Origin of the sequence: Morganella sp. HMSC11D09, assembly GCF_001807955.1 — a bacterium.
Taxonomy (GTDB): domain Bacteria; phylum Pseudomonadota; class Gammaproteobacteria; order Enterobacterales; family Enterobacteriaceae; genus Morganella; species Morganella morganii.
In genome coordinates, this window is sequence record NZ_KV791702.1 from 28,820 (window position 1) to 51,551 (window position 22,732).

The following is a 22,732-nucleotide window of genomic DNA, read 5'->3' on the forward strand; positions in this document are numbered from 1 at the left end:
GCGGCGGCCTTTTATTGCCCGGACAAGCCACTCCGGTATGGCAGAACCTTGTTACCTGACAGAAACACGCAGCCCGATGGAAAACCGAATGTCGCTGAAAACACGCTATGAACTCCCGGCCCGTGCCGCAGACACCCGCCAGCTCGGTGAAATGACCGGTGCAGCCTGTGCGGTGGAAACCGCGTCGATAATTGAACAACACGACGGCCCCGTCATCCTGGTGACCCGCGATATGCAGAATGCCCTGCGGCTGCGGGATGAGATCCGCCAGTTTACCGCGCTCCCGGCAGAAACCCTTGCCGACTGGGAAACTCTGCCGTATGACAGCTTTTCGCCGCACCAGGAGATTATCTCCAACCGGTTATCCACATTATACCGTCTGCCGACCCTCGAAAAAGGCGCACTGATTCTGCCGGTCAATACACTGATGCAGAAAGTGTGTCCGCCTGAATTTCTCACCAGTCATGCGCTGGTGATGGCCAAAGGGGAAAAGCTGTCGCGGGATAAGCTGCGTGAAGAGCTGGTTCAGGGCGGCTACCGTAGTGTCGAACAAGTACTGGAGCACGGCGAGTTTGCCATTCGCGGCGCATTGCTGGATCTGTTTCCGATGGGCAGCGAACTGCCGTTCCGGATTGATTTCTTTGATGATGAAATCGACAGCCTGCGCACCTTTGATGTCGACACCCAGCGCACCCTCGATGAAGTGAATGCGATCAATCTTCTGCCTGCTCACGAATTCCCGACGGATAAAGATGCTATCGAGTTGTTCCGCAGTCAGTGGCGGGAAACCTTTGAGGTGCGCCGCGACCCGGAGCATGTTTATCAGCAGGTCAGCAAAGGTACCCTGCCCGCCGGTATCGAGTACTGGCAGCCGCTGTTTTTCACCGCACCGCTGGTACCGCTGTTTGACTATCTGCCGGATAACACCCTGCTGGTGACCCAGGATTTACAGGAATCCGCCGACCGCTTCCGCCGTGATGTGCAACAGCGTTTTGAGAGCCGGGGTGTGGATCCGATGCGCCCGTTACTGCCGCCGTCACAGCTGTGGCTGACACCGGAAGAACTCAATCAGCAGATGAAAACGCTGCCGCGTGTGCAGCTCAATAATGACAAACTGCCACGCAAAGCCGCCAATACCAACCTCGGCTATACCGCTCTGCCGGATCTGAAAGTCAATCCGCAGCTGAAATCCCCGCTTGACCCGCTGCGCCGCTTCCTGGAAAGCACAGAGGCTGCCGTGATTTTCTCGGTGGAAGGTGAGGGACGGCGCGAAAGCGTACAGGAACTGCTGGCGCGCATCAAAATCAAACCGGCGGAAATCCGCAGTCTGACGGATGCTACCGTGCCGGGTATTTATGTCATGATCGGTGCCGCCGAGCACGGTTTTGTTGATAACAACCGTCAGCGCGTCCTGATCTGCGAAAGCGATATGCTGGGTGAGCGAGTGGTGCGCCGCCGCCAGGACACCCGCCGCACAATTAACACCGACACCCTGATCCGCAACCTCGCGGAACTGCGCCCCGGTCAGCCGGTAGTGCATCTGGAGCACGGGGTCGGCCGCTATCAGGGATTAACCACCCTGGAGGCCGGGGGGATCAAGGCAGAATACCTGATCCTCACCTACGCCGGGGAAGACAAACTGTATGTCCCGGTGTCATCGCTGCATCTGATCAGCCGCTATGCCGGAGGGGCAGATGAAAGCGCCCCGCTGCATAAACTCGGCGGTGAAGCCTGGAGCAAAGCACGTCAGAAAGCAGCGGAAAAAGTCCGCGATGTGGCGGCACAGTTACTGGATATTTATGCACAGCGGGCCGTCAAACCCGGCTTTGCCTTTAAACATGATCGCGAACAGTACCGCGAGTTTTGCCAGTCTTTCCCGTTTGAAACCACTCCGGATCAGGAGCAGGCTATTAATGCCGTGCTGAGCGATATGTGTCAGCCGGTGGCGATGGACCGGCTGGTGTGCGGTGATGTCGGTTTCGGTAAAACCGAGGTCGCAATGCGGGCGGCCTTCCTCGCCGTCCATAACCACAAGCAGGTTGCTGTGCTGGTGCCGACCACTCTGCTCGCGCAGCAGCATTATGATAACTTCCGTGACCGTTTCGCCAACTGGCCGGTGCGGATTGAAGTTCTGTCCCGTTTCCGCAGCGCCAAAGAGCAGCAGCAGGTGCTGGATGATACCAGAGAAGGAAAAGTGGATATCATTATCGGCACACATAAGCTGTTGCAGAGCGATGTGCACTGGCATGATCTCGGCCTGCTGGTGGTGGACGAAGAGCACCGCTTTGGTGTCCGCCATAAAGAGCGCATCAAGGCAATGCGCGCCAATGTGGATATCCTGACCCTCACCGCCACCCCGATTCCGCGTACCCTGAATATGGCGATGAGCGGCATGCGGGACCTTTCTATTATCGCCACCCCGCCGGCAAGACGGCTGGCGGTGAAAACCTTTGTCCGTCAGCATGATGAGCTGGTGGTGCGGGAGGCGATTCTGCGTGAGGTACTGCGCGGCGGCCAGGTCTATTATCTCTACAATGATGTGGAGAATATTGAAAAAGCCCGCAACCGTATTGCGGAACTGGTACCGGAAGCCCGTGTGGCAGTCGGCCACGGACAGATGCGTGAGCGCGAGCTGGAACGGGTCATGACCGATTTCCACCATCAGCGTTTTAATGTGCTGGTATGCACCACGATTATTGAAACCGGTATCGATATTCCCAGCGCCAATACCATTATCATCGAACGGGCCGATCATTTCGGGCTGGCACAGCTGCATCAGCTGCGCGGCCGTGTCGGGCGTTCACACCATCAGGCCTATGCTTATCTGCTGACGCCACACCCGAAAGCCATGACCACCGATGCCCATAAACGCCTGGAAGCAATTGCTTCTCTGGAAGATTTAGGAGCCGGATTTGCTCTCGCCACTCATGACCTGGAAATCCGTGGTGCGGGTGAGCTGCTGGGCGAGGATCAGAGCGGCCAGATGGCCAGCGTTGGTTTCACACTCTATATGGAAATGCTGGAAAGTGCGGTTGATTCCCTGAAAAGCGGCAAAGAGCCGTCACTGGAAGATCTCACGCAGAGCCAGACCGAAGTGGAGCTGCGTATGCCGGCCCTGCTGCCGGAAGATTACCTGCCGGATGTAAACATGCGCCTCTCCTTCTACAAACGGATTGCCAGCGCGCGCAGCGATACCGAACTGACCGAGCTGAAAATTGAGCTGATTGACCGCTTCGGTTTGCTGCCGGATGCCGGTCGTCATCTGCTGGCGGCAGCGGGTCTGCGTTTACAGGCACAGGAACTGGGGATCCGCCGGATTGAGGCGCAGGAGAAAGGCGGTTTTGTTGAGTTCAGTGAGAAAAATCATGTCGACCCCGCGTATCTTATCGGGCTGTTGCAAAATAACCCGAAACAGTACCGGCTGGACGGCCCGTCAAAACTGAAATTTATCTGTGACCTGACCGACCGCACCAAACGCATTGAGTTCGTCGCGGATTTACTGACCGCGTTTGCCGTCCATCCGCTATAACGTACAACATCCTCTATGTCAGGTGCCGGTTTCGGCCGGCACCTTAAAAATGAATAAAAATCCATTTATTGTGAATATTAATTTGCAAGGTGATTATTAGTTCGGTTAGTATTTACCAAAATATAATGACAACAACAGGGTAAATACTATGGATCGTCGTTCGTTTCTGAAATCAACAGGGATCGCGCTCGGCGGATTAACCGCCGCCTCTCTGGTCACCACCAGTCAAGCCGCCACCGGTACTGTCTCACCAGCTGCCAAAGCAGCGCCGCTCAGCGCGGAAAATCCGTTGCTGCTGAACTTCAATGAAAACTCACTGGGGATGTCTCCGAAAGCCCGTCAGGCGATTATTGATGCCCTTCCCGGCGCGTTCCGCTATCCGGATGCTGCCCGCGAAGCGCTGATTGAGCAGATTGCCGCGCATTTCTCACTGACACCGGAACACATCAGCCTCGGAAATGGTTCCTCGGAAACCATTCAGGCGGCTGTGCAGATGCTGGTGGCGGATGCACAGAAAAAACAGCAGCCGGTGCAGCTGATTGTGCCGGATCCGACATTCAATTATGCCGAACTGTATGCTGAGCCGCTGGGCGTCAATATTGTCAAAGTGCCGCTGAAAGCCGATCTCTCTTTCGACCTCACAGCCATGCAGGCGATCGCCGATAACTTTGCCGGTCATTCCGTTATCTATATCTGTAACCCGAATAACCCGACCGCTATGATCACCCCGGCATCACAACTCGCACAGTGGGTAAACCAGGCACCGCCGCAGCAGAATTTTATTATTGATGAGGCATATGCGGAATTTGTGTCTGATCCGCAATTTAAAAGTGCGGTTGAATGGGTGGCTGCCGGAAAATCCAATATTATCGTGACACGCACTTTCTCGAAAATATTTGCCCTGGCCGGGCTTCGTGTCGGTTACGGTATTTCCGTACCGGCAGTAACGGAACAGGTAAATATTTTCAATTCTATCGATAATACTAATATAGCAGGTGCAGTTTCCGCACTGGTATCCCTGAATGATAAACCGTTTATTGATTACAGCCGCCATTCAACGGATGTTTCACGGGAAATTGTGGTTGCCGCACTGAAGGAATTAAATCTGCCTTATGCGCCCTCACAGGCTAATTTCATCTTCCATAAGGTGACCGGAGATGTAAAAACCTATCAGCAGCGGATGAAAGAAAACCATATAATGGTCGGCCGTGAATTTCCGCCGGTAACCGGCTGGAGCCGCCTGACATTAGGCACGCCGGAAGAGATGCAGCAATTTGTGGCGGTATTAAAGCAGTTTCGTCAGAAGGGCTGGGTTTAATTTCCGGTTACATTAAATAAAAAACGTGGTGAATACCGGTTTATGACATAAACCGGTATTCTTATTTTTTGTCTGTAACACACTTTATTTTACTGTATTCAGCCCGGGTAAAATGATCAGCCGCCCGGTATTATCCACCGGCATGACATCACCCGGATTATAATTGATTCTGACCTTACCGACGGTGTCATTGATTCTATACACCACATCATAGCCGACAATCCGGTGCTCATAGGTGTATGCCGTCGTACAGGAGCGGTATGTCGGGCCACCGTACACCTTCGGTGCATGCAGCAGGGTTTCATACAGCAGGTACGGGGTGCAGACCTGCTCAGTCGGGTGGACGATATCCAGGAGTTCACGCTTGTACGGACCCGGCATGGTTGTCAGGTCACAGTATTCATGGCGTACAGGCACCGTTGCCATGATAGGTTCGGATGAGAGAACCTCAGCAACAGCGGGATGTTTATTCTTTGTCACAGCAAAAGAAATGATTACCGCAAAAATAACAAACAGAAGCACAAGCCCTGTGAATGTTATTCGTGATAATGGTTTTCGTTCATTTTTATTCATTGTCAAATTATATAAATATCCAGCGGTAATAATTGGGATTATTCCTATCAAACCCGGTTTTATTTTTAACGATTAATCTTACCGGACTATATTCCCACAGCACCGCTAAATAAAAGTTAAATAATAATGATGAAACAATAATTCTGTCCCTGTAATTTATTAATTCAACCTGACTGTGTGTGTACTGACAACGATCAACAATAATTAATAAAGAGCAGTATCTGCCTTATTTTGTTCATTACCACCGGAATTATCTGTTAGTGATGATACTGAACTCCTGTTAAATAATGCATTTTCCGGCTTTATATCAAATCTGTACAATGTATATTTCCCTGTTCTGAGCAGGGTTTATTATTATAAAAAATGACGCCCGGAAGCGTCATTTTTGGGGAAGATCAATTAATGTAATTTCAGCCGCGGACGGATAATCCGGTTTATACCGCCAACCAGCATCATCAGCCCGGTTTTAATATAACCGTGCAGCGCAATCTGATGCATACGATACAGAGAAATATACATCACACGGGCAATACGCCCTTCAATCATCATATTCCCGCGCATCAGGTTACCCATCAGGCTCCCGACCGTACTGAACCGGGAGAGGGAAACCAGTGAGCCGTGATCTTTAAACACATAATCCTTCAGCGGCTTATCATTGAGTACCGCAAGGATGTTGTGATAGCAGCGGGTCGCCATCTGATGTGCTGACTGCGCGCGCGGCGGAACAAATCCGCCCTCTTTTTTCGGGCAGGATGAGCAGTCACCGATAGCGAAAATTGCGTCATCACGGGTGGTCTGGAGTGTTGGTTTGACCACCAGCTGATTAATACGGTTGGTTTCCAGCCCGCCAATCTCTTTCAGGAAATCAGGCGCTTTGATACCTGCCGCCCAGACCATCAGGCTCGCCGTGATATGCTCGCCGTCTTTGGTGTTCAGGCCGGATTCATCGGCGCTGGTGACCATGGTCTGCGTCATCACACGCACACCCAGTTTGGTGAGCTCCTGGTGAGCGGCACCGGCAATTTTCGGCGGCAGAGCAGGCAGAATACGCTCACCCGCCTCCACCAGCGTCACATTCAGTGCATCGGTATTCAGGCCTTTAAAACCGTAGCTGTGAAGCTGCTCAACGGCATTATACAGTTCCGCTGACAGTTCCACTCCTGTCGCCCCGCCGCCGACAATCGCGATATTCACTTTGTCGCCTTCGCCGTGGCTGGCGGAGTATTTCAGGAACAGGTTCAGCATCTCATTATGGAAGCGGTTTGCCTGTGACGGGCTGTCGAGGAAGATACAGTTTTCTTTGATCCCCGGTGTGCCGAAATCGTTGGAGGTACTGCCCAGCGCCATCACCAGAATGTCATAATCCAGCTCACGCTCCGGTACCAGCAGATCACCGTTGTTGTCACGGATTTCCGCCAGGGTGATATTTTTACTGTCGCGATCCAGCCCGGTCATTGACCCCAGCTGGAAATTGAAATAGTGATTGCGGGCATGCGCCAGGTAGCTCAGGGCATCCACGCCGTCATCCAGAGAACCGGTCGCCACTTCGTGTAACAGCGGTTTCCACAGGTGGCTGCTGTTGCGATCGACCAGAGTGATTTCCGCTTTTTTCTTCTTACCTAATTTGTGGCCGAGTTGCGTTGCCAGTTCCAGCCCGCCTGCGCCACCGCCGATAATCACAATCTTCGTATTCGGTGTAGTCATAACATCCTCTGAAAAATAATCTAACGTTATCTCAGGGCTCTTCAGGAAAAACAGTGAGATAACATCAGATAAAACTGAATCGTGTCACACCATGGTATACCACAACAGGTAATTTGGTCATACCATATTTGATCATAATCAAATTCTGGGTAATCCGGCGGAAAAATGCAAACATTATTTTAAATTTAACAAAACTATTTTACTTTTGGTTTACCTCTGATGCTTTCTTTAATCACCGGATTAACTTTTCGTGACAGCAGATGAAAAAAGCCTGTTATCTTGCTGATTCAGCACCAGAAAGTTATTGATGTAACGCAATGACCGGAAAGATACGTAAGAGAAAGATCACAGGAGAGGCAGATTTGAGACGGGAATCGCTTCAGTTGCAGAGGAAAAAATACCGCGCCTTCCGCAGGCGCGGCCGTTTTACAGAGAGGCGGTGATATCAGGCTTTTTTAAACGCGGTTTTAAACCCTTTGATTTCCTGCAGATGACGGGACAGATCCTTAAACTTGTGGGTCTGTTCTTCATCCCAGATAACCTGATAGTACGGTGACAGCGTGTCATGCGCACGCTGGTTATCCAGCGCCTCATCATTGCGGGACAACAGCACCAGACAGTTCTGCCGGTTCAGTTCGCGGAAATCCGAGATACACTTGGTCATGATATCCAGATACTCTTCCGGGCGGTCGATTTTGCCTTCCATATTTTCATACGGGAACAGGTTAGGGTTCACCATCACCTGGCGGATCCCGCACAGATATCCGACACGCTCAGCCCAGAAGCCCCCCAGACCCACGCCCAGCACAATGGCCGGTCCTTCGCTCTGTTTTACCGCTTTATCCACTTCGGTCAGCAGATATTTCATGTCATAACGCGGATGAAGCGTGCTGTAACTGATAAAACGGACATCCGGATCCGCAAATTTCAGCTGCATCACTTTTTCATGATTGCCCGGGCTGGTTGAATCAAATCCATGAAGATAAATAATCATGCTCGCTCCTGCCATTGTTCGTGTAATACGGATAGGGTTTTGTTCGCCTGCTGCCAGCGCTCACTGCGCTGCAGTTCGGTCAGATCATAACCTTTACCCCGATGATACAACTTATCAATACGTTGTGCCGTGATAACAGGCAAATTATCAAGGATAGTCACAGCACCTCTGCGGTTATTACAGACCAGGATCATATCGCAGCCCGCATCCAGTGATGCCTGACCACGCTCTGCATAGCCGCCCATCACCGCCGCCCCTTCCATTGACAGGTCATCCGAGAAAATCACCCCGTCAAACCCGAGTTGCTGACGCAGCACCGATTTCAGCCAGTAAGATGAACCGCTCGCCGGACGATCATCAATCTGTGTGTAGATCACATGTGCGGGCATCACAGCATCAAGCAGGCCGCGCTGGATAAATTCGCGGAAAATCGCCATGTCTTTACCACGGATCACCGCCGGGTCGCGCTCATCACGCGGCGTTTCCTTGTGAGAATCCGCACTGACTGCGCCGTGCCCCGGGAAGTGTTTACCGGTGCTCGACATCCCGGCACTGCGCATACCGCGCACAAAGCGTTCCGCCATCTGCGCCGCAATGTCGCCGTCCTCATGGAACGCGCGTGAGCCGATAGCCGCGCTGCCGTGCCCCAGATCCAGCACCGGCGCGAAACTGATATCAATATCCATAGCGATCATTTCCGCCGCCATCAGCCAGCCCGCCTCTTCCGCCAGCGCAGAGCCGGTGAGCAGGTCATTAAACTGTGCAAAAGACTGTGCCGCCGGCAGGCGGGTAAAGCCATCTTTAAACCGCTGGACGCGGCCGCCCTCCTGGTCAACCGCAATCACAACCCGGTTGTCGCGGGTGGCTTCACGGATCTGCCGCGTCAGTTCCCGCAGCTGTGCCGTGTCATGGAAATTACGGGTAAAGAGAATCACTCCCCCGACTGAAGGGTGGCGCAGGATCTCGCGCTCTTCGCTGTCCAGCTCATACCCTTCAACATCTAACATTACAGGACCCATGGTGAAACCTCGTTGTATTTACCTGAGCCCGGCGGCGGCTTTCAGCGCGGCCGGGTATTGCAGAAACTGCGGGTCGCCGGTTTGTCCCCAGCGGCTCTCGAACCACATAACCATCATATAATCTGCCCGTGCCTGCCAGCGGCAGGTCTGCGCCAGTACGCGCTGCGGACAGTGATAAGCAGAATAATAACGCAGAAAAGTGTGAATTAACGTCAGTGACCAGTGATTGGCACGAAAAAGTGTGGCGAGAGACAGACCGATATCGGTATCAGCAGCATATTCCCAGTCAATCAGATGCAGTTCCCCTGCCGCCGTCACAATGTTGCCGGGGTGGATATCCATATGTGCAGGCGCCAGTTTCAGCGGCTGAGGCTCTGCTTCGCGCATAAAGTGACGATGAATACGCAACAGCTGCGGGGTGCGGCGGCGTTTGTCGGTCAGGTGAAAGTGGCGGTCTGCCTGCGCTTTGAGCGGCAGACGATACCCGGTAAGCGGCTGATTATGCAGATTGCTGACCAGCGCCGCCAGCTGCGGAATAAAATCCGGTTGCTGTATCCGTTCCGGCGGCAGTGTTTCACCCTCCACCCGGTACAAAAGCAGCCAGCCGTGGCTGAACCCGGCCACGCGCGGAGCAAGACCGCTGTCACGCAGCCGGTGCAGGATACGCGCCTCTTTCTGACGGCTGACACCGATATCCGCACTGTGCACGGTCTGTGCTCTGCCAATCAGAGATACACCTTTTTGTTCAATACTGACACTTTCCCGCGTCAGCCCGTTCAGCGGACGGATTGTCCAGCCGGCGGCAGGCAGTGCGGGAAAGTGTTCAGCGAGGCATAACAGTAACGCGCGGTTACTGCTCAAGCACCGCGCCCTTACCGGACCAGATGATTTCACCGCTGCTGACAGACATCAGTTGCATCTCCATCTGACGGGCATCACGGGTACCGGTCACCACGCTGTACAGCACATAGTCGGCATTCAGATAACGCGCCAGACCGATAGCTTTGCTGCGCAGGGTCAGTGTATCGTTATCACCCATACCCAGCACCGACATGGCACTGCTGACCGCACCGGCCGGGATCACATTCAGTACTCCGGTTTTTCCGATGGTATTCATCAGCGCACCGGTCGCAACGCTGGTCTGCAGGCTGCTGTTGGTTTTATTACCGACTTTATTCACCAGCAGCGTACGGCCCTGATTCACGCCGTCGCTGTGAACCATCTGATTAACCAGTGGTGTAATACTCTGTTCCCACTCGATTTTTTTCATTTTCGGCGGAACCGGCACCGTATCCGGCGGCGGCAGCGGCAGTGGCGGCGGCGTGGTATCCGGCGGCGGTGTTACGGTACCCACCGGTACCGGGGGTGTTACCGGTGCCGTTGAAGGACACCCGGCGAGCAGCCAGACTGACGCTATCACACATAAAAGACGTTTCATCACCGTTCTCCTGTCAGCCGGTTATTTCGCCAGCATCGGCCCCAGATGATGGCCGCCGACCAGATGCATATGAATATGGAACACTTCCTGTCCGCCGTGGCGGTTACAGTTCATGATCAGGCGGTAGCCGTCATCCGCAATACCTTCCTGCTGTGCGATTTTGGCCGCGACCGTGATCATATGACCCAGAACCTGTTCATCTTCCGGCGTAACATCATTCACAGTAGGAATAAGATGGTTGGGAATAATCAGAATATGTGTCGGTGCCTGCGGGGAAATATCCCGGAACGCCGTCACGCTGTCATCCTGATAGACGATATCAGACGGAATTTCACGACGAATAATTTTACTGAAAATAGTTTCTTCGGCCATAACCTGCTCCTGTAATTAATCAGCCTGACAGATGTGTGCGGATTTACCGGACAGACACCTGAAACAGACGGCAGAAATTGTCAGTGGTGATCTCAGCAAGCGCCTCAACGCTCACCCCTTTTAATACAGCCATATACTCCGCCACATCACGCACATACGCGGGCTGGTTCTCTTTACCGCGAAACGGTACCGGGGCCAGATACGGCGAATCGGTTTCCACCAGAATGCGATCCAGCGGGACAATGCGGGCGGCTTCGCGGATCTGCTCCGCATTGCGGAACGTCACGATGCCGGAAAAGGAGATATAAAAACCTTCATCCAGCAGCGCTGATGCCGTCTCTTTGTCTTCGGTAAAGCAGTGTAACACGCCGCCGCACTCCCCGGCCTGTTCTTCGCGGATAATCGCCAGGGTATCCTCACGGGCATCCCGGGTGTGCACAATCACCGGTTTATTCAGCTCACGTCCGATACGGATATGCTCGCGGAAAACCTCACGCTGAAGCGCGGCATTCTCTTTCTGATAGTAGTAATCCAGCCCGGTTTCGCCGAGGGCCACCACCCGTTTATCCGCCGCCAGTTCACGCAGCTGTGTGAAATCATACGGCTCATCCAGATTCAGCGGATGAATACCACAGGAAAAGGCCACATCCGGGCGCTCACCAATCAGCTCGCGCATTTTTGTGTAACCCGGCAGGGTTGTCGCCACCGCCAGTGCGTATTTCACATCTCGCTGCGCGGCCTTTTGCATAACATCATCCACACTTTCATGCTTTTTTTCATAATCAAGGCAATCGAGGTGGCAGTGGGAATCTACTAAAAACATAATTAACTCATTATTTTAAATTAGGTGATGCAGAAAACAGGGTTTCCTGGTGTAACAATTGTTCTGTCAGCAGCAGTTCCTGATTCACGCCGGTGATGGTCATCAGCCGGTGGCGGCAGGTCAGCCAGCTTTCCGCTGCATTCAGTAAGTGTGCACTGCTGTAATGCGCTGCCAGTTGTGCAATCAGAGCAGACTGGTCCTGATTCAGACAGGCAGGTGCCATATTCTGCTGATATTTTACCGCATCCATAAACAGGGTGGTCAGCCAGCTGATGCGCTTTTCCGCATCCTGATGATTCAGTTCAGATAACAGCGACAGAAAATCCCCGCTGCGCACGGATTCTGCCAGCCGGGTAAACAGATTCAGCCGGTTCTGCCAGTCAGCGGTGGTCAGCAGTGACAGTGCCGCCGCCGGGGCATTGTGGCAAAGATTCAGCGCAGTCTGCCGCGACACCGCATCAGACGGCGGATGCTCGCGCTGTAACCACTGTAAACCGGTCTCCGCTGACGGCGGTGCCAGATGATAAGCAAAACAGCGGCTGCGCAGTGTCGGCAGCAACTGCTCCGCCCGCAGGCTCTGTAACACAAACCAGGTATTCTCTGTCGGCTCTTCCAGGGTTTTCAGTAAGGCGTTGGCGGCTGCTTCGGTCAGCAGTTCCGCCTGCGGAATATGCACCAGTTTGGCACCACTCTGCTGGGCGTGCTCATACAGTTTTTCTGTCACGGCTCTCACAGCATCAATCCCGGTGGCGGATTTACCCTTTTCCGGCTGCAGCAGATAAAAATCCGGATGGGTGCCTGCCAGCATCAGTTTACAGCTGTGGCACTCCCCGCAGCTTTTGATGCCCTGCGGCTGCTGACACATCCGCAGCCGTGTCAGGGCATAGGCCAGCTCATCAGTGCCGGTGCCGGGCATACCGTACAGCAGCAGAGCATGATGCCCCTGACCGGACATCCACGCGGTTGCCAGCTGGCGGTAAACCGGATTAAGCCACGGATACCAGTTCATTACGCCTCTTCCTGCTGTGCCAGCCAGTTCAGTACGGCAGTGCGGATTGATTGATGGACGTTATCTATTGATTGCGAAGCATCAACGGTTACAATGCGCGGATCGGATTCAGCCAGCTCCAGATAACGGGCCCGGGTGCGGCGGAAGAAATCCAGTGATTCCTGTTCGATTCTGTCCAGCTCGCCCCGGCTGCGGGCGCGGGCCAGGCCGGTTTCCGGCGGCAGATCGAGATACAGGGTGAAATCAGGATAAAAATCCCCCAGTACGGTATCACGCAGTGACTCCATCAGTTTGCGGTCGATACCGCGTCCGCCGCCCTGATAGGCCTGAGAGGAGAGATCATGACGGTCGCCGATCACCCATTGTCCGCGCGCCAGTGCCGGTTTGATAACATTATCCACCAGCTGAATACGCGCGGCATATAACATCAGTACTTCCGCTTTATCAGTAACCGTTTCGCCGTCGATTCCGTCTTTAATCAGGGTGCGCAGCTTTTCTGCCAGCGGTGTGCCGCCCGGCTCACGGGTATAGACCAGGTCAGTGATGCCGTTTTCACGCAACGTATCAACAATCACCTGACGTGCCGTGGTTTTTCCGGCACCTTCAAGCCCTTCAATTACAATAAATTTGCCTGTCATTGTTTTTTTAATCCGTTACGGTAATCCGCAACCGCCCGGTTGTGATCCCGCAGATTCGTGGTAAATACATGTCCGCCTTTGCCGTCCGCGACAAAGTAAAGGTAACCCGTGGTGTCCGGTTTGGCTGCCGCATCCAGCGAGGCACTGCCCGGCATGGCGATAGGTGTCGGCGGCATGCCGTCAATCTGATACGTATTATACGGCGTTACCCGCACCAGGTCGCTGCGGTAAATCGTGCCCTGATAACGCTCACCCATGCCGTAAATTACCGTCGGGTCGGTTTGCAGGCGCATTTTCAGTTTCAGCCGGTTCATAAAGACCGACGCCACTTTTTTACGTTCACCGTCCACGCCGGTCTCTTTTTCAATCAGCGAGGCCATAATCAGCATTTCATACGGATCCGCATACGGTAAGTCGGTATTACGGGTCTTCCAGGCTGCCGCGAGTTTGGTTTCCATCTGCTGATGTGCCCGCTTCAGGATTTGCGTGTCTTCTGTTCCGGCTGTATAGAGATAGGTATCCGGGTAGAAACGCCCTTCCAGGTGGCTGCCGGCCGGCAGGCCGAGCATTTCTGTCAGTTTATCTGCCGGTAAATCCGCGAGGGTCTGTTTCAGGTAAGGGGCTTCTGACAAGATTTTCTGCCAGTCCGCTAATTTACTGCCCTCAACAAAACGGATACTAAATTGTGCCTCTTTACCGCTGACAAACAGTTGCAGCATGCTTTTGACCGTCATATCCGGCGTCAGTCGGTAAGTACCGGCTTTGATTTTTGCCAGATCCGGCTCCAGTTGCAGCAGCCAGTCATAATTGTGTGATTCCGGGATAATCCCGCTTTCCGCCAGTTTTTTCTCCAGCGCCACACGACCGGTGCCCGGCGGAATGGTGAAAATGGTTTCTTCAGTGACAGAAATTTTTTGTCCGGAAAATGCGTTCACCTGATGATAAAGCCAGTACGCCACGCCGCCCGCAACTGCGAGCAGCACCAAAAATGTCACAAGGAAAATCCGTGTTTTTTTCATCAGTCATTAACTCTGTTAATTCAGGGTATTGCTGCCGGACAGTGCGGCAAAAGCCAGGTAAAGAGCGAGCGGGAGGTATAATGCCAGTGATGACGGGCATCCGCGCGGATATCATTGACCGGCATGACCGGCATCAGCGCGTTGCACATAATCACTTCATCCGCTTTTGCCAGCACCTGCGGAAAACGTTCGGTTTCATAACAGCGGTAACGGCTGCCTTTCAGCACATCCATGATATGCGCGCGCATCACACCGGCCACACCACATTTGCTCAGTGACGGGGTAAACACATCATCGCCGCAGCGCCAGAACAGATTGGCGCTGCAGCCTTCGGTCAGAAGGCCGTCAGTATCACAGACAATGGCTTCATCGGCCTGCTGTTCTGCCGTATAACGGCGGATCAGCACCTGCTCCAGCCGGTTCAGGTGTTTGATACCGGCCAGATACGGATTGACCGACAATGGCACCTGGCTTTTCACCACCGATAACCCGCGCTCCTGCAATACCGGATAGCTTTCCGGATATGCGGAGCGGATCAGGATCACCAGCGGCGGTACATCCGCACGCAGATAACCGCGTCCCTGCTCACCAGCGGAAACAATCACTTTCAGCACACCATCCGCTGTACCCTCTGCGGCCTGCATTATCCACTGGGGCAGCAGCGCGTCATCCGGCGGTGTCAGCCCCAGCCCGGCACAACCACTGCGGAGCCGGTGCAGGTGACGTGAAAGCAGCGACGGTTTGCTGTTCACAATGCGCATCGTGGTAAAACAGCCGTCACCAAACTGCACACTGCGATCAGAAATCGCAATGGTGTGCTGCGGTACACCATTGACCCAGTAATGCGTCTGTTGTGTCATAGCCAACTCATTGTTTTAACGGTTATTATTTAACCGTCACTCAGTATGCGGACAGACCTGTATAATAGTACAGCTGTGATTTTTGTGCAAAACTGCGATAGCGTCACCCGTCAGGTAAAAAAAAAGCGCCGTCAGGCGCTTTTCTCTCAGAAAACAGACTCAGATCTTACGGAAAATCAGGGAACCGTTGGTGCCGCCGAAGCCGAAAGAGTTACAGAGTGCGTATTCCATACCTTCCACTTTGCGGGCTTTGCCCGGTACAAAGTCGAGTTTGCAGACCGCTTCATCCTGATTATCCAGGTTGATGGTCGGCGGTACAATCTGATCACGAAGTGCCAGAATGGTGAAAATGGATTCCACTGCACCGGCCGCACCCAGCAGGTGACCAGTCATGGATTTGGTGGAACTGACCAGAACGTTGGTTCCTTCACCAAATACCGTTTCAACGGCTTTCGCTTCCGCCACATCACCCGCAGAGGTGGATGTGCCGTGCGCATTGATATAGCCGATGCTGTCAGCAGGAATGCCTGCATCCTGAATCGCATTTGCCATGGCCAGTGCGGCACCGTCACCGTTTTCCGGTGGTGATGTCATGTGATAAGCATCGCTGCTCATCCCGAAACCGACCAGTTCCGCATAGATTTTCGCACCGCGGTTTTTCGCGTGTTCGTACTCTTCCAGCACCAGCATACCGGCACCGTCACCGAGCACAAACCCGTCACGATCTTTATCCCACGGACGGCTTGCGCCCTGAGGATTGTCATTATTGGTGGATAAGGCACGCGCAGCACCGAACCCGGCAACACCTAATGGTGTGCTGGCTTTTTCAGTACCACCGGCAACCATCACATCCGCATCACCGTAAGCGATGATCCGGGCAGCATGACCAATGTTATGCACGCCGGATGTACAGGCAGTGGCAATGGAAATGCTTGGTCCGCGCAGGCCGTACATAATACTTAAGTGTCCGGCAACCATATTGATGATAGTTGAGGGAACAAAGAACGGGCTCACTTTACGCGGGCCGCCGGCAGCCAGAGAGCTGCAGTTTTCTTCAATCAGTCCGAGACCACCAATACCAGAACCAATCGCAGCTCCGATACGGGTTGCATTGGCTTCTGTTACTTCGATTCCGGAATCCGCAATTGCCTGGATACCGGCTGCAATACCGTATTGAATGAAGAGATCCATCTTCCGGGCATCTTTGCGCGAAATATTAAAATCTTCGTGATTGAAATCTTTTACCATACCTGCGAATTTGGTCGCATGGTTAGAGGTGTCAAAATGATCAATCAGGCTGATACCACTCTGCCCGGCACACACAGCTTTCCAGGATGAATCGACTGTATTACCGACAGGAGATAACATGCCAAGTCCGGTCACGACTACACGACGCTCAGACACGCTTATCCTCCGGGGGGGAAAATAAAAGAAACAAGGCGGTCGGGTGACCGCCTGGACATGAGGGATGCTTACTTGCCTGCGTTCTCAACGTAGTCAATAGCAGCCTGTACAGTTGTGATTTTTTCTGCTTCTTCGTCTGGGATTTCGATGTCGAACTCTTCTTCCAGAGCCATCACCAGCTCAACTGTGTCAAGAGAATCAGCGCCTAAGTCATCAACGAATGAAGCTTCGTTTTTTACTTCTTCCTCTTTAACACCCAGTTGTTCAACGATGATTTTCTTAACACGTTCTTCGATAGCGCTCATACTATTAAATTTCCTATCAAAACTCGCTATATGCGATGGTTTTCGTAGTTTATAAAATACAGGAAAAGATGCAACCCAATCCCGGCTGGTCTAACCATATAAATACTCACTTTTGCGTGTGTTTACACAAAAACAGCAAATGGTTAGCTCAAACATTAAATCATGTACATGCCACCATTGACATGCAATGTCTCGCCTGTGATGTAAGCCGCTTCATCAGAAGCTAAGAAGGCTACAGCACTGGCAATCTCTTCAGCATCACCCAAACGGTTAGCAGGAACCTGAGATAAAATGCCTGCACGCTGGTCGTCTGTCAATGCACGAGTCATATCGGTTTCGATAAAACCCGGGGCAACGACGTTGACGGTGATGCCGCGCGACGCGACTTCACGGGCGAGTGATTTACTGAAACCAATCAGCCCGGCTTTCGCCGCCGCATAGTTAGCCTGTCCGGCGTTCCCCATCGTTCCGACAACAGAACCGATGGTGATGATGCGCCCGCAACGTTTTTTCATCATGGCGCGCATAACCGCTTTGGACAGACGGAATACGGATGAAAGGTTAGTGTCGAGGATATCCTGCCACTCATCGTCTTTCATACGCATCAGTAAGTTGTCACGTGTGATACCTGCATTATTAACCAAAATATCAATTTCGCCAAACTCAGCGCGAATATTTTCTAATACATGGTCAATGGATGCGCTGTCGGTCACGTTCAGGGCAAGGCCTTTACCCTTTGCGCCTAAGTATTCACTTATAGCAGCCGCACCGCTTTCGCTGGTCGCAGTACCAATCACAGTTGCACCACGTGCTGCTAATTTCTCAGCAATTGCACGGCCGATTCCGCGGCTCGCACCGGTGACAAGGGCAATTTTGCCTTCAAAGCTCATCTCAACCTCAGCGATTTTCAAGTGCTGTTTCCAATGATGACATATCATTGACAGCAGATGATGTTAATGTTTTCACAATACGCTTAGTCAGCCCGGTCAGTACTTTGCCCGGCCCTGCTTCCAGCAGATCTTCAATACCCTGCGCGGCCATAAACTCAACAGTTTCTGTCCAGCGCACCGGATTATAAAGCTGACGGACTAATGCATCACGAATTGCATCGGCGGAAGTCTCTATCTTAACATCAACATTGTTCACAACAGAAAAGATTGGTGTATTAAATGTGATATTTTTTAGCGCAACGGCTAATTTATCAGCAGCCGGCTTCATTAATGCACAATGTGACGGCACACTGACCGACAACGGCAGCGCACGTTTTGCTCCGGCTTCCTTACATAATGCCCCGGCACGCTCAACGGCGTCTTTCTCACCGGCGATAACCACCTGGCCCGGCGAGTTAAAGTTAACCGGTGATACGACCTGACCTTGTGCAGCTTCTTCACAGGCTCTGGCGATAGCATCATTGTCCAGACCGATGATGGCATACATTGCCCCGGTACCGGCCGGAACAGCTTCCTGCATCAGGCGGCCGCGTAATTCCACCAGTTTGATAGCTTCTTTAAAATCCATCACACCGGCACACACCAGCGCGGAGTATTCCCCCAGGCTGTGACCGGCCATCATGGCAGGCATGGCGCCGTTTTTTTCCTGCCAGACACGCCAGATGGCCACAGAGGCCGCCAGCAGTGCAGGCTGGGTCTGCCAGGTTTTATTCAGTTCTTCTTCCGGCCCGTTCTGAACGAGTGCCCATAAATCGTAGCCCAGTTCAGCGGATGCTTCGGCAAAGGTTGCCTCAACGACCGGAAAATTTGCCGCGAGGTCCGCCAGCATACCGACTGACTGAGAACCCTGTCCCGGAAATACCATTGCATATGCAGACATGATTTAGCTTCCTGAAAAATTAAAAACGAATTAATGCAGAACCCCAGGCAAAACCGCCGCCGAAGGCTTCAATCAGAATCAGCTGACCGCGTTTGATGCGCCCGTCACGAACCGCTTCGTCGAATGCAGTCGGTACAGAGGCTGCAGAGGTGTTGCCGTGACGATCCAGGGTAACCACCACTTTATCCATGCCCATATTTAATTTTTTTGCTGTGGCACTGATAATGCGCAGGTTTGCCTGATGCGGTACCAGCCAGTCGAGTTCTGATTTATCAATATTGTTCGCCACCAGCGCTTCTTCAACGACGTTGGCTAATTCACGGACCGCCACACGGAATACTTCGTTACCTGCCATTGTCAGGTACGCCGGTTTTTCGCTGTCTTTGCGATCTTTATTCGGTAATGTCAGCAGGTCGCCGTAGCGGCCGTCTGCATGTAAATGGGTGGAGAGAATGCCCGGCTCTTCTGAGGCTTCAACCACAAAAGCACCTGCGCCGTCACCAAACAGGATAACCGTACCGCGATCTGCCGGATCCAGCGTTTTCGCCAGCACATCCGAACCGATCACCAGGGCTTTTTTCGCCATCCCGGTTTTAATGAACTGATCCACCACACTGATGGCATAGCTGAAACCGGCACATGCCGCCGCCACATCAAAAGAGATGCAGCTGTCAATGCCCAGCAGTTTCTGGATTTCACAGGCCGCGCTCGGGAAACCGTGCGTGGAAGAAGTGGTGCCCACAACAATCAGATCGATATCACCGGCAGGAATACCCGCCATATCCAGTGCGTTCAGTGCTGCCTGGTGGCCCATTGTAACAACGGTTTCATCATCACCGGCCAGACGGCGCTCACGGATACCCGTACGAGTAACAATCCACTCATCGGTTGTGTCGACCATTTTTTCCAGATCAGCATTTGTGCGGATTTGTGCAGGAAGATAGCTCCCGGTTCCTAAAATTTTCGTATACATATTAGTTAGTTACTCTTGGGTAATACCATAGCGAGACGGGATGCGATTCGTTCAGGCACCTGCTTTTCAACAGTCTGAACCGCCTGCGTTATGGCAGCGTTGAATGCACTTACATTCGCCGCACCGTGACTCTTAATCACAATGCCGCGTAATCCTAACAGAGAAGCACCGTTATACTGGTCGGGGTTCAGGTGGCTGAAGCGTTTATTCAGCCATTTTGTCACCACTTTCTTCACAAGTTTGTACAGCAGAGATGAGGATTTGCCTTCATTTTGTGATTTAAACATAGAAAGGATCACACGAATCACCCCTTCCATGGTTTTCAGGGTAACGTTACCCGCGAAGCCGTCACAGACCAGCACATCGGTTTTACCGGTCAGCAGTTCGTTGCCTTCCGCATAGCCGATATAATTGATGTCCGGTATCGATTTCAGCACAGTGGCTGCTTCGCGGATATTGTCGAGTCCCTTGGTTTCTTCTTCGCCGATGTTCAGTAATGCCACACGCGGATGCGGGATCCCGGCCACATCTTCTGCCATCACCGCGCCCATAACAGCAAACTGCACCAGCATCTCACTGCTGCACTCCGCATTTGCGCCCAGATCAAGCAGCACCGTTTTGCCTTTCTTCTGATTCGGCACCACGGTCATCAGTGCAGGACGCTCGATGCCTTCAATCGATTTCAGCATCAGTTTTGCCAGCCCCATCAGCGCCCCGGTGTTTCCGGCACTGACGCACGCCTGTGCCTCCCCCTCTTTCACCAGTTCCAGCGCGATACGCATGGATGTGCCTTTGCTCTGGCGGATAGCCTGAGAAGGTTTGGCATCACCGGCAATCGTCTCATAGGCAGGGATCACCCGCAGACGACTGAGCAGCTCAGCATTCTGGTTTGCAAGCAGAGGAGAAATGGAGTCAGGGTGCCCGACCAGCAACAGGGTGAGCTTTGGATTAGATGCCAGTGCCTGCAGCGAGGCAGGCACTGTGACATGGGGGCCGATATCCCCACCCATGGCATCTAACGCGATGGTTAGATTAGTCAAGATATCAACGTGCTTAAAAAGCAGCAGATTACTTGTTGATTACCTTACGACCACGGTAGTAACCATCAGCGGTCACATGGTGGCGCAGATGAGTTTCACCAGAGGTTTTGTCAACAGAAACCAGAGTTGCTGACAGTGCGTCATGAGAGCGACGCATACCACGTTTGGAACGAGTTGGTTTATTTTGTTGTACGGCCATTGACCTTACTCCTTAAGTACTTTTCTTTAAACTGGCTAATGCGGCAAACGGATTTGGCTTTTCTGCTTCCGGAGGAAGCTCACCAAAGACTTTCACCGCGTCGGACACTTCACAGTGTTCAGAATCATGTACCGGAACCACAGGCAGAGAAAGAATTAATTCATCTTCAATCATTGCCAGTAAATCTGTCTCACCAAAATCATTTACGTCAATTGGCTCATACTCTTCCGGTAATGCCTCAGCCTGTTCATCGCTGACAACCGGGCTGAAACAATACGTTGCGCGGACATGAAGCGGGAAGATATTACCACACCGCTGACACTCAAGTGAAACATCAGTTTCTGCTGTTCCCTTAATGACTGTCAGACGCTGCGGATCGATTTCAAACGTCAAATCAACATCAACATCGCTGTCCACACTGACTACCGATTCGGCTAACCGCGTAACCTGCTCAGGTGCATAGCACCCCCGGTAATCCAGACGCTTCTGCGCGGCGCGCTTTGCATCAATAGTCAGAGGTAATTTTATCTTTTGCATAAGGCGCGCATCTTATATTCGTAAGACGATATAGTCAAAGAAAATATAGACAGCAAAGAGGGCGGTAACCTGCCTTCCCGCTAAAAATACACTCAATAAGCGGCGCATAGTTTAGAATGAGTTTATTCTTTTTACCACGACTTTCGGAATATTTATGATCTCACTGGTTCTCGCCTCCACCTCCCTGTACCGCAAAGCCCTGCTGGAAAAACTCGGCATCCCGTTTGTATCCGCAGCCCCGGGTACGGATGAAACCCCGCATCCGGCAGAAGACGCGCAGTCTCTGGTCATGCGCCTGGCGCGCGAAAAGGCCCGTTCATTAACGCAGCAGTACCCTGACAGCCTGATTATCGGCTCTGATCAGGTCTGTGTGCTGGACGGGGAAATCACCGGTAAGCCGCATCATTATGATGCCGCCTTTGCACAACTGCGCAAAGCTTCCGGTCAGTGCATCACCTTTTATACCGGGCTGAGCCTGTACAACAGTGCCACCGGGGAAGATCACACGATATGTGAACCTTACTGTGTGCATTTCCGTACACTGGATGATGAAGAAATCCGTGCCTATCTGCTGGCGGAAACGCCCTATCAGTGTGCCGGAAGCTTTAAATCTGAAGGTTTAGGAATCGCCTTATTTAAAAAACTTCAGGGAGATGACCCTAATACACTGATAGGTTTACCGCTGATCCGTCTGACAGAATTACTGATTCAGGCCGGATACAACCCACTGCGGATCCCCCGCTGACACACGCCGGGGCATCCGATGATTCTGAGGAACTGACATGAAGCTGAAAATGATCGCTGCCGCAACGCTGCTGTTCAGTGCTGCCGGTCTGGCTGCCCCGTCACTGGCGGATAAAACAACCTTTGTTGCCGACTGTACAAAAGGCGCTGTGACCAACCTGAAAAACCCGGATAACCGCAGCAAAGTCCCGGCAGTCTGTGAGTGTGTGTATGACAACTCACTGGCGAAATTCGGCAAAGACGGGCTGGAAAAACTGGATGACCGGGTCCGCAAAGGTCAGGCGCTGACCGAACAGGACTCTCAGGCGATCGGAGAGATTGCACAGAGCTGTACCACAAAGATTATCGGTGTACAGCCGCAGTAACCGCAGAATACCTTCTGTATAAGAAAAAACCCGCGTTCT

At 52.6% G+C, this 22,732-nt stretch carries 25 protein-coding genes; 5 read left to right on the forward strand and 20 right to left on the reverse strand.

Going from position 1 to position 22,732, the window contains the following annotated elements:
• The first annotated feature begins 88 nt into the window (after nucleotides 1-88).
• The gene (gene mfd / locus HMPREF3119_RS14440) at nucleotides 89-3,529 is read left to right on the forward strand and encodes a transcription-repair coupling factor (RefSeq protein ID WP_070580177.1); all 3,441 of its coding nucleotides are present in this window, start codon (nucleotides 89-91) and stop codon (nucleotides 3,527-3,529) included.
• A gap of 148 nt (nucleotides 3,530-3,677) precedes the next feature.
• Nucleotides 3,678-4,847 carry a pyridoxal phosphate-dependent aminotransferase gene (locus HMPREF3119_RS14445; protein ID WP_070580108.1) on the forward strand — a complete coding sequence of 390 codons (1,170 nt, stop codon included), beginning with the start codon at nucleotides 3,678-3,680 and terminating at the stop codon, nucleotides 4,845-4,847.
• Nucleotides 4,848-4,931: 84 nt separating this feature from the next.
• Here HMPREF3119_RS14445 and umoD read toward each other — a convergent pair whose 3' ends face one another.
• A complete protein-coding gene (gene umoD, locus HMPREF3119_RS14450; RefSeq protein WP_004240640.1) occupies nucleotides 4,932-5,369 on the reverse strand; it encodes a UmoD family flagellar biogenesis regulator in 438 nt (145 codons plus the stop codon).
• On the opposite strand from umoD, the gene HMPREF3119_RS19185 reads away from it, so the two are divergent.
• On the forward strand, nucleotides 5,272-5,496 hold the full coding sequence (locus HMPREF3119_RS19185; protein WP_125460926.1) for a hypothetical protein: 225 nt from the start codon (nucleotides 5,272-5,274) through the stop codon (nucleotides 5,494-5,496). The genes umoD and HMPREF3119_RS19185 overlap by 98 nt on opposite strands.
• Nucleotides 5,497-5,819: 323 nt before the next feature.
• Here the strand turns inward: HMPREF3119_RS19185 and HMPREF3119_RS14455 are convergent, their stop codons facing one another.
• From HMPREF3119_RS14455 to yceD, 19 genes are all read right to left on the reverse strand, one after another.
• Nucleotides 5,820-7,124 (reverse strand): NAD(P)/FAD-dependent oxidoreductase, encoded by a 1,305-nt coding sequence (locus HMPREF3119_RS14455; RefSeq protein ID WP_004238091.1) that lies wholly within the window; start codon nucleotides 7,122-7,124, stop codon nucleotides 5,820-5,822.
• A gap of 445 nt (nucleotides 7,125-7,569) precedes the next feature.
• The gene (gene ycfP, locus HMPREF3119_RS14460) at nucleotides 7,570-8,118 is read right to left on the reverse strand and encodes an alpha/beta hydrolase YcfP (protein ID WP_004238088.1); all 549 of its coding nucleotides are present in this window, start codon (nucleotides 8,116-8,118) and stop codon (nucleotides 7,570-7,572) included.
• Nucleotides 8,115-9,137: a beta-N-acetylhexosaminidase gene (gene nagZ / locus HMPREF3119_RS14465; RefSeq protein ID WP_015422830.1), complete on the reverse strand. Its 1,023-nt coding sequence runs from the start codon at nucleotides 9,135-9,137 to the stop codon at nucleotides 8,115-8,117. The genes ycfP and nagZ overlap by 4 nt, the downstream gene beginning before the upstream one ends.
• A gap of 18 nt (nucleotides 9,138-9,155) precedes the next feature.
• The gene (locus tag HMPREF3119_RS14470; protein ID WP_004238086.1) at nucleotides 9,156-9,998 is read right to left on the reverse strand and encodes a protein kinase family protein; all 843 of its coding nucleotides are present in this window, start codon (nucleotides 9,996-9,998) and stop codon (nucleotides 9,156-9,158) included.
• Complete coding sequence (gene lpoB, locus HMPREF3119_RS14475; RefSeq protein WP_004238085.1) at nucleotides 9,988-10,575, reverse strand: penicillin-binding protein activator LpoB; 588 nt, start codon at nucleotides 10,573-10,575, stop codon at nucleotides 9,988-9,990. The genes HMPREF3119_RS14470 and lpoB overlap by 11 nt, the downstream gene beginning before the upstream one ends.
• A 21-nt stretch (nucleotides 10,576-10,596) precedes the next feature.
• Nucleotides 10,597-10,947 carry a purine nucleoside phosphoramidase gene (gene hinT, locus HMPREF3119_RS14480; protein ID WP_004238084.1) on the reverse strand — a complete coding sequence of 117 codons (351 nt, stop codon included), beginning with the start codon at nucleotides 10,945-10,947 and terminating at the stop codon, nucleotides 10,597-10,599.
• A gap of 43 nt (nucleotides 10,948-10,990) precedes the next feature.
• A complete protein-coding gene (locus tag HMPREF3119_RS14485) occupies nucleotides 10,991-11,770 on the reverse strand; it encodes a metal-dependent hydrolase (protein WP_004238082.1) in 780 nt (259 codons plus the stop codon).
• 10 nt (nucleotides 11,771-11,780) lie between these two features.
• On the reverse strand, nucleotides 11,781-12,779 hold the full coding sequence (holB, locus tag HMPREF3119_RS14490) for a DNA polymerase III subunit delta' (RefSeq protein ID WP_070580110.1): 999 nt from the start codon (nucleotides 12,777-12,779) through the stop codon (nucleotides 11,781-11,783).
• Complete coding sequence (tmk, locus tag HMPREF3119_RS14495) at nucleotides 12,779-13,417, reverse strand: dTMP kinase (RefSeq protein WP_004238080.1); 639 nt, start codon at nucleotides 13,415-13,417, stop codon at nucleotides 12,779-12,781. The genes holB and tmk overlap by 1 nt, the downstream gene beginning before the upstream one ends.
• On the reverse strand, nucleotides 13,414-14,436 hold the full coding sequence (gene mltG / locus HMPREF3119_RS14500; RefSeq protein WP_004238078.1) for an endolytic transglycosylase MltG: 1,023 nt from the start codon (nucleotides 14,434-14,436) through the stop codon (nucleotides 13,414-13,416). The genes tmk and mltG overlap by 4 nt, the downstream gene beginning before the upstream one ends.
• A 20-nt stretch (nucleotides 14,437-14,456) precedes the next feature.
• Nucleotides 14,457-15,296, reverse strand: a complete 840-nt coding sequence (gene pabC / locus HMPREF3119_RS14505; RefSeq protein ID WP_064483522.1) for an aminodeoxychorismate lyase — start codon at nucleotides 15,294-15,296, stop codon at nucleotides 14,457-14,459.
• 159 nt (nucleotides 15,297-15,455) lie between these two features.
• Nucleotides 15,456-16,700 (reverse strand): beta-ketoacyl-ACP synthase II, encoded by a 1,245-nt coding sequence (gene fabF, locus HMPREF3119_RS14510; RefSeq protein ID WP_015422831.1) that lies wholly within the window; start codon nucleotides 16,698-16,700, stop codon nucleotides 15,456-15,458.
• Nucleotides 16,701-16,768: 68 nt separating this feature from the next.
• Entirely contained in the window at nucleotides 16,769-17,005 is a 237-nt protein-coding gene (gene acpP / locus HMPREF3119_RS14515; protein WP_004238075.1) for an acyl carrier protein, read from the reverse strand.
• A gap of 155 nt (nucleotides 17,006-17,160) precedes the next feature.
• Complete coding sequence (fabG, locus tag HMPREF3119_RS14520; RefSeq protein ID WP_004240650.1) at nucleotides 17,161-17,895, reverse strand: 3-oxoacyl-ACP reductase FabG; 735 nt, start codon at nucleotides 17,893-17,895, stop codon at nucleotides 17,161-17,163.
• A 7-nt stretch (nucleotides 17,896-17,902) separates the two neighbouring features.
• Nucleotides 17,903-18,835: an ACP S-malonyltransferase gene (fabD, locus tag HMPREF3119_RS14525; RefSeq protein WP_004238071.1), complete on the reverse strand. Its 933-nt coding sequence runs from the start codon at nucleotides 18,833-18,835 to the stop codon at nucleotides 17,903-17,905.
• A 19-nt stretch (nucleotides 18,836-18,854) separates the two neighbouring features.
• Nucleotides 18,855-19,808 (reverse strand): beta-ketoacyl-ACP synthase III, encoded by a 954-nt coding sequence (locus HMPREF3119_RS14530; protein WP_004238069.1) that lies wholly within the window; start codon nucleotides 19,806-19,808, stop codon nucleotides 18,855-18,857.
• 5 nt (nucleotides 19,809-19,813) lie between these two features.
• Nucleotides 19,814-20,848 carry a phosphate acyltransferase PlsX gene (gene plsX, locus HMPREF3119_RS14535; protein ID WP_071592728.1) on the reverse strand — a complete coding sequence of 345 codons (1,035 nt, stop codon included), beginning with the start codon at nucleotides 20,846-20,848 and terminating at the stop codon, nucleotides 19,814-19,816.
• Between the two features lie 28 nt (nucleotides 20,849-20,876).
• On the reverse strand, nucleotides 20,877-21,047 hold the full coding sequence (rpmF, locus tag HMPREF3119_RS18880) for a 50S ribosomal protein L32 (protein ID WP_004240653.1): 171 nt from the start codon (nucleotides 21,045-21,047) through the stop codon (nucleotides 20,877-20,879).
• Nucleotides 21,048-21,059: 12 nt separating this feature from the next.
• Nucleotides 21,060-21,584, reverse strand: coding sequence for a 23S rRNA accumulation protein YceD (yceD, locus tag HMPREF3119_RS14540; RefSeq protein WP_004238065.1), 525 nt, complete (start codon nucleotides 21,582-21,584; stop codon nucleotides 21,060-21,062).
• A gap of 154 nt (nucleotides 21,585-21,738) precedes the next feature.
• Between yceD and HMPREF3119_RS14545 the strand changes: the two genes are divergently transcribed.
• Nucleotides 21,739-22,329, forward strand: a complete 591-nt coding sequence (locus HMPREF3119_RS14545) for a Maf family protein (RefSeq protein ID WP_070580112.1) — start codon at nucleotides 21,739-21,741, stop codon at nucleotides 22,327-22,329.
• 37 nt (nucleotides 22,330-22,366) lie between these two features.
• Complete coding sequence (locus HMPREF3119_RS14550; protein ID WP_004238063.1) at nucleotides 22,367-22,693, forward strand: hypothetical protein; 327 nt, start codon at nucleotides 22,367-22,369, stop codon at nucleotides 22,691-22,693.
• The last annotated feature ends 39 nt before the right edge of the window (nucleotides 22,694-22,732 follow it).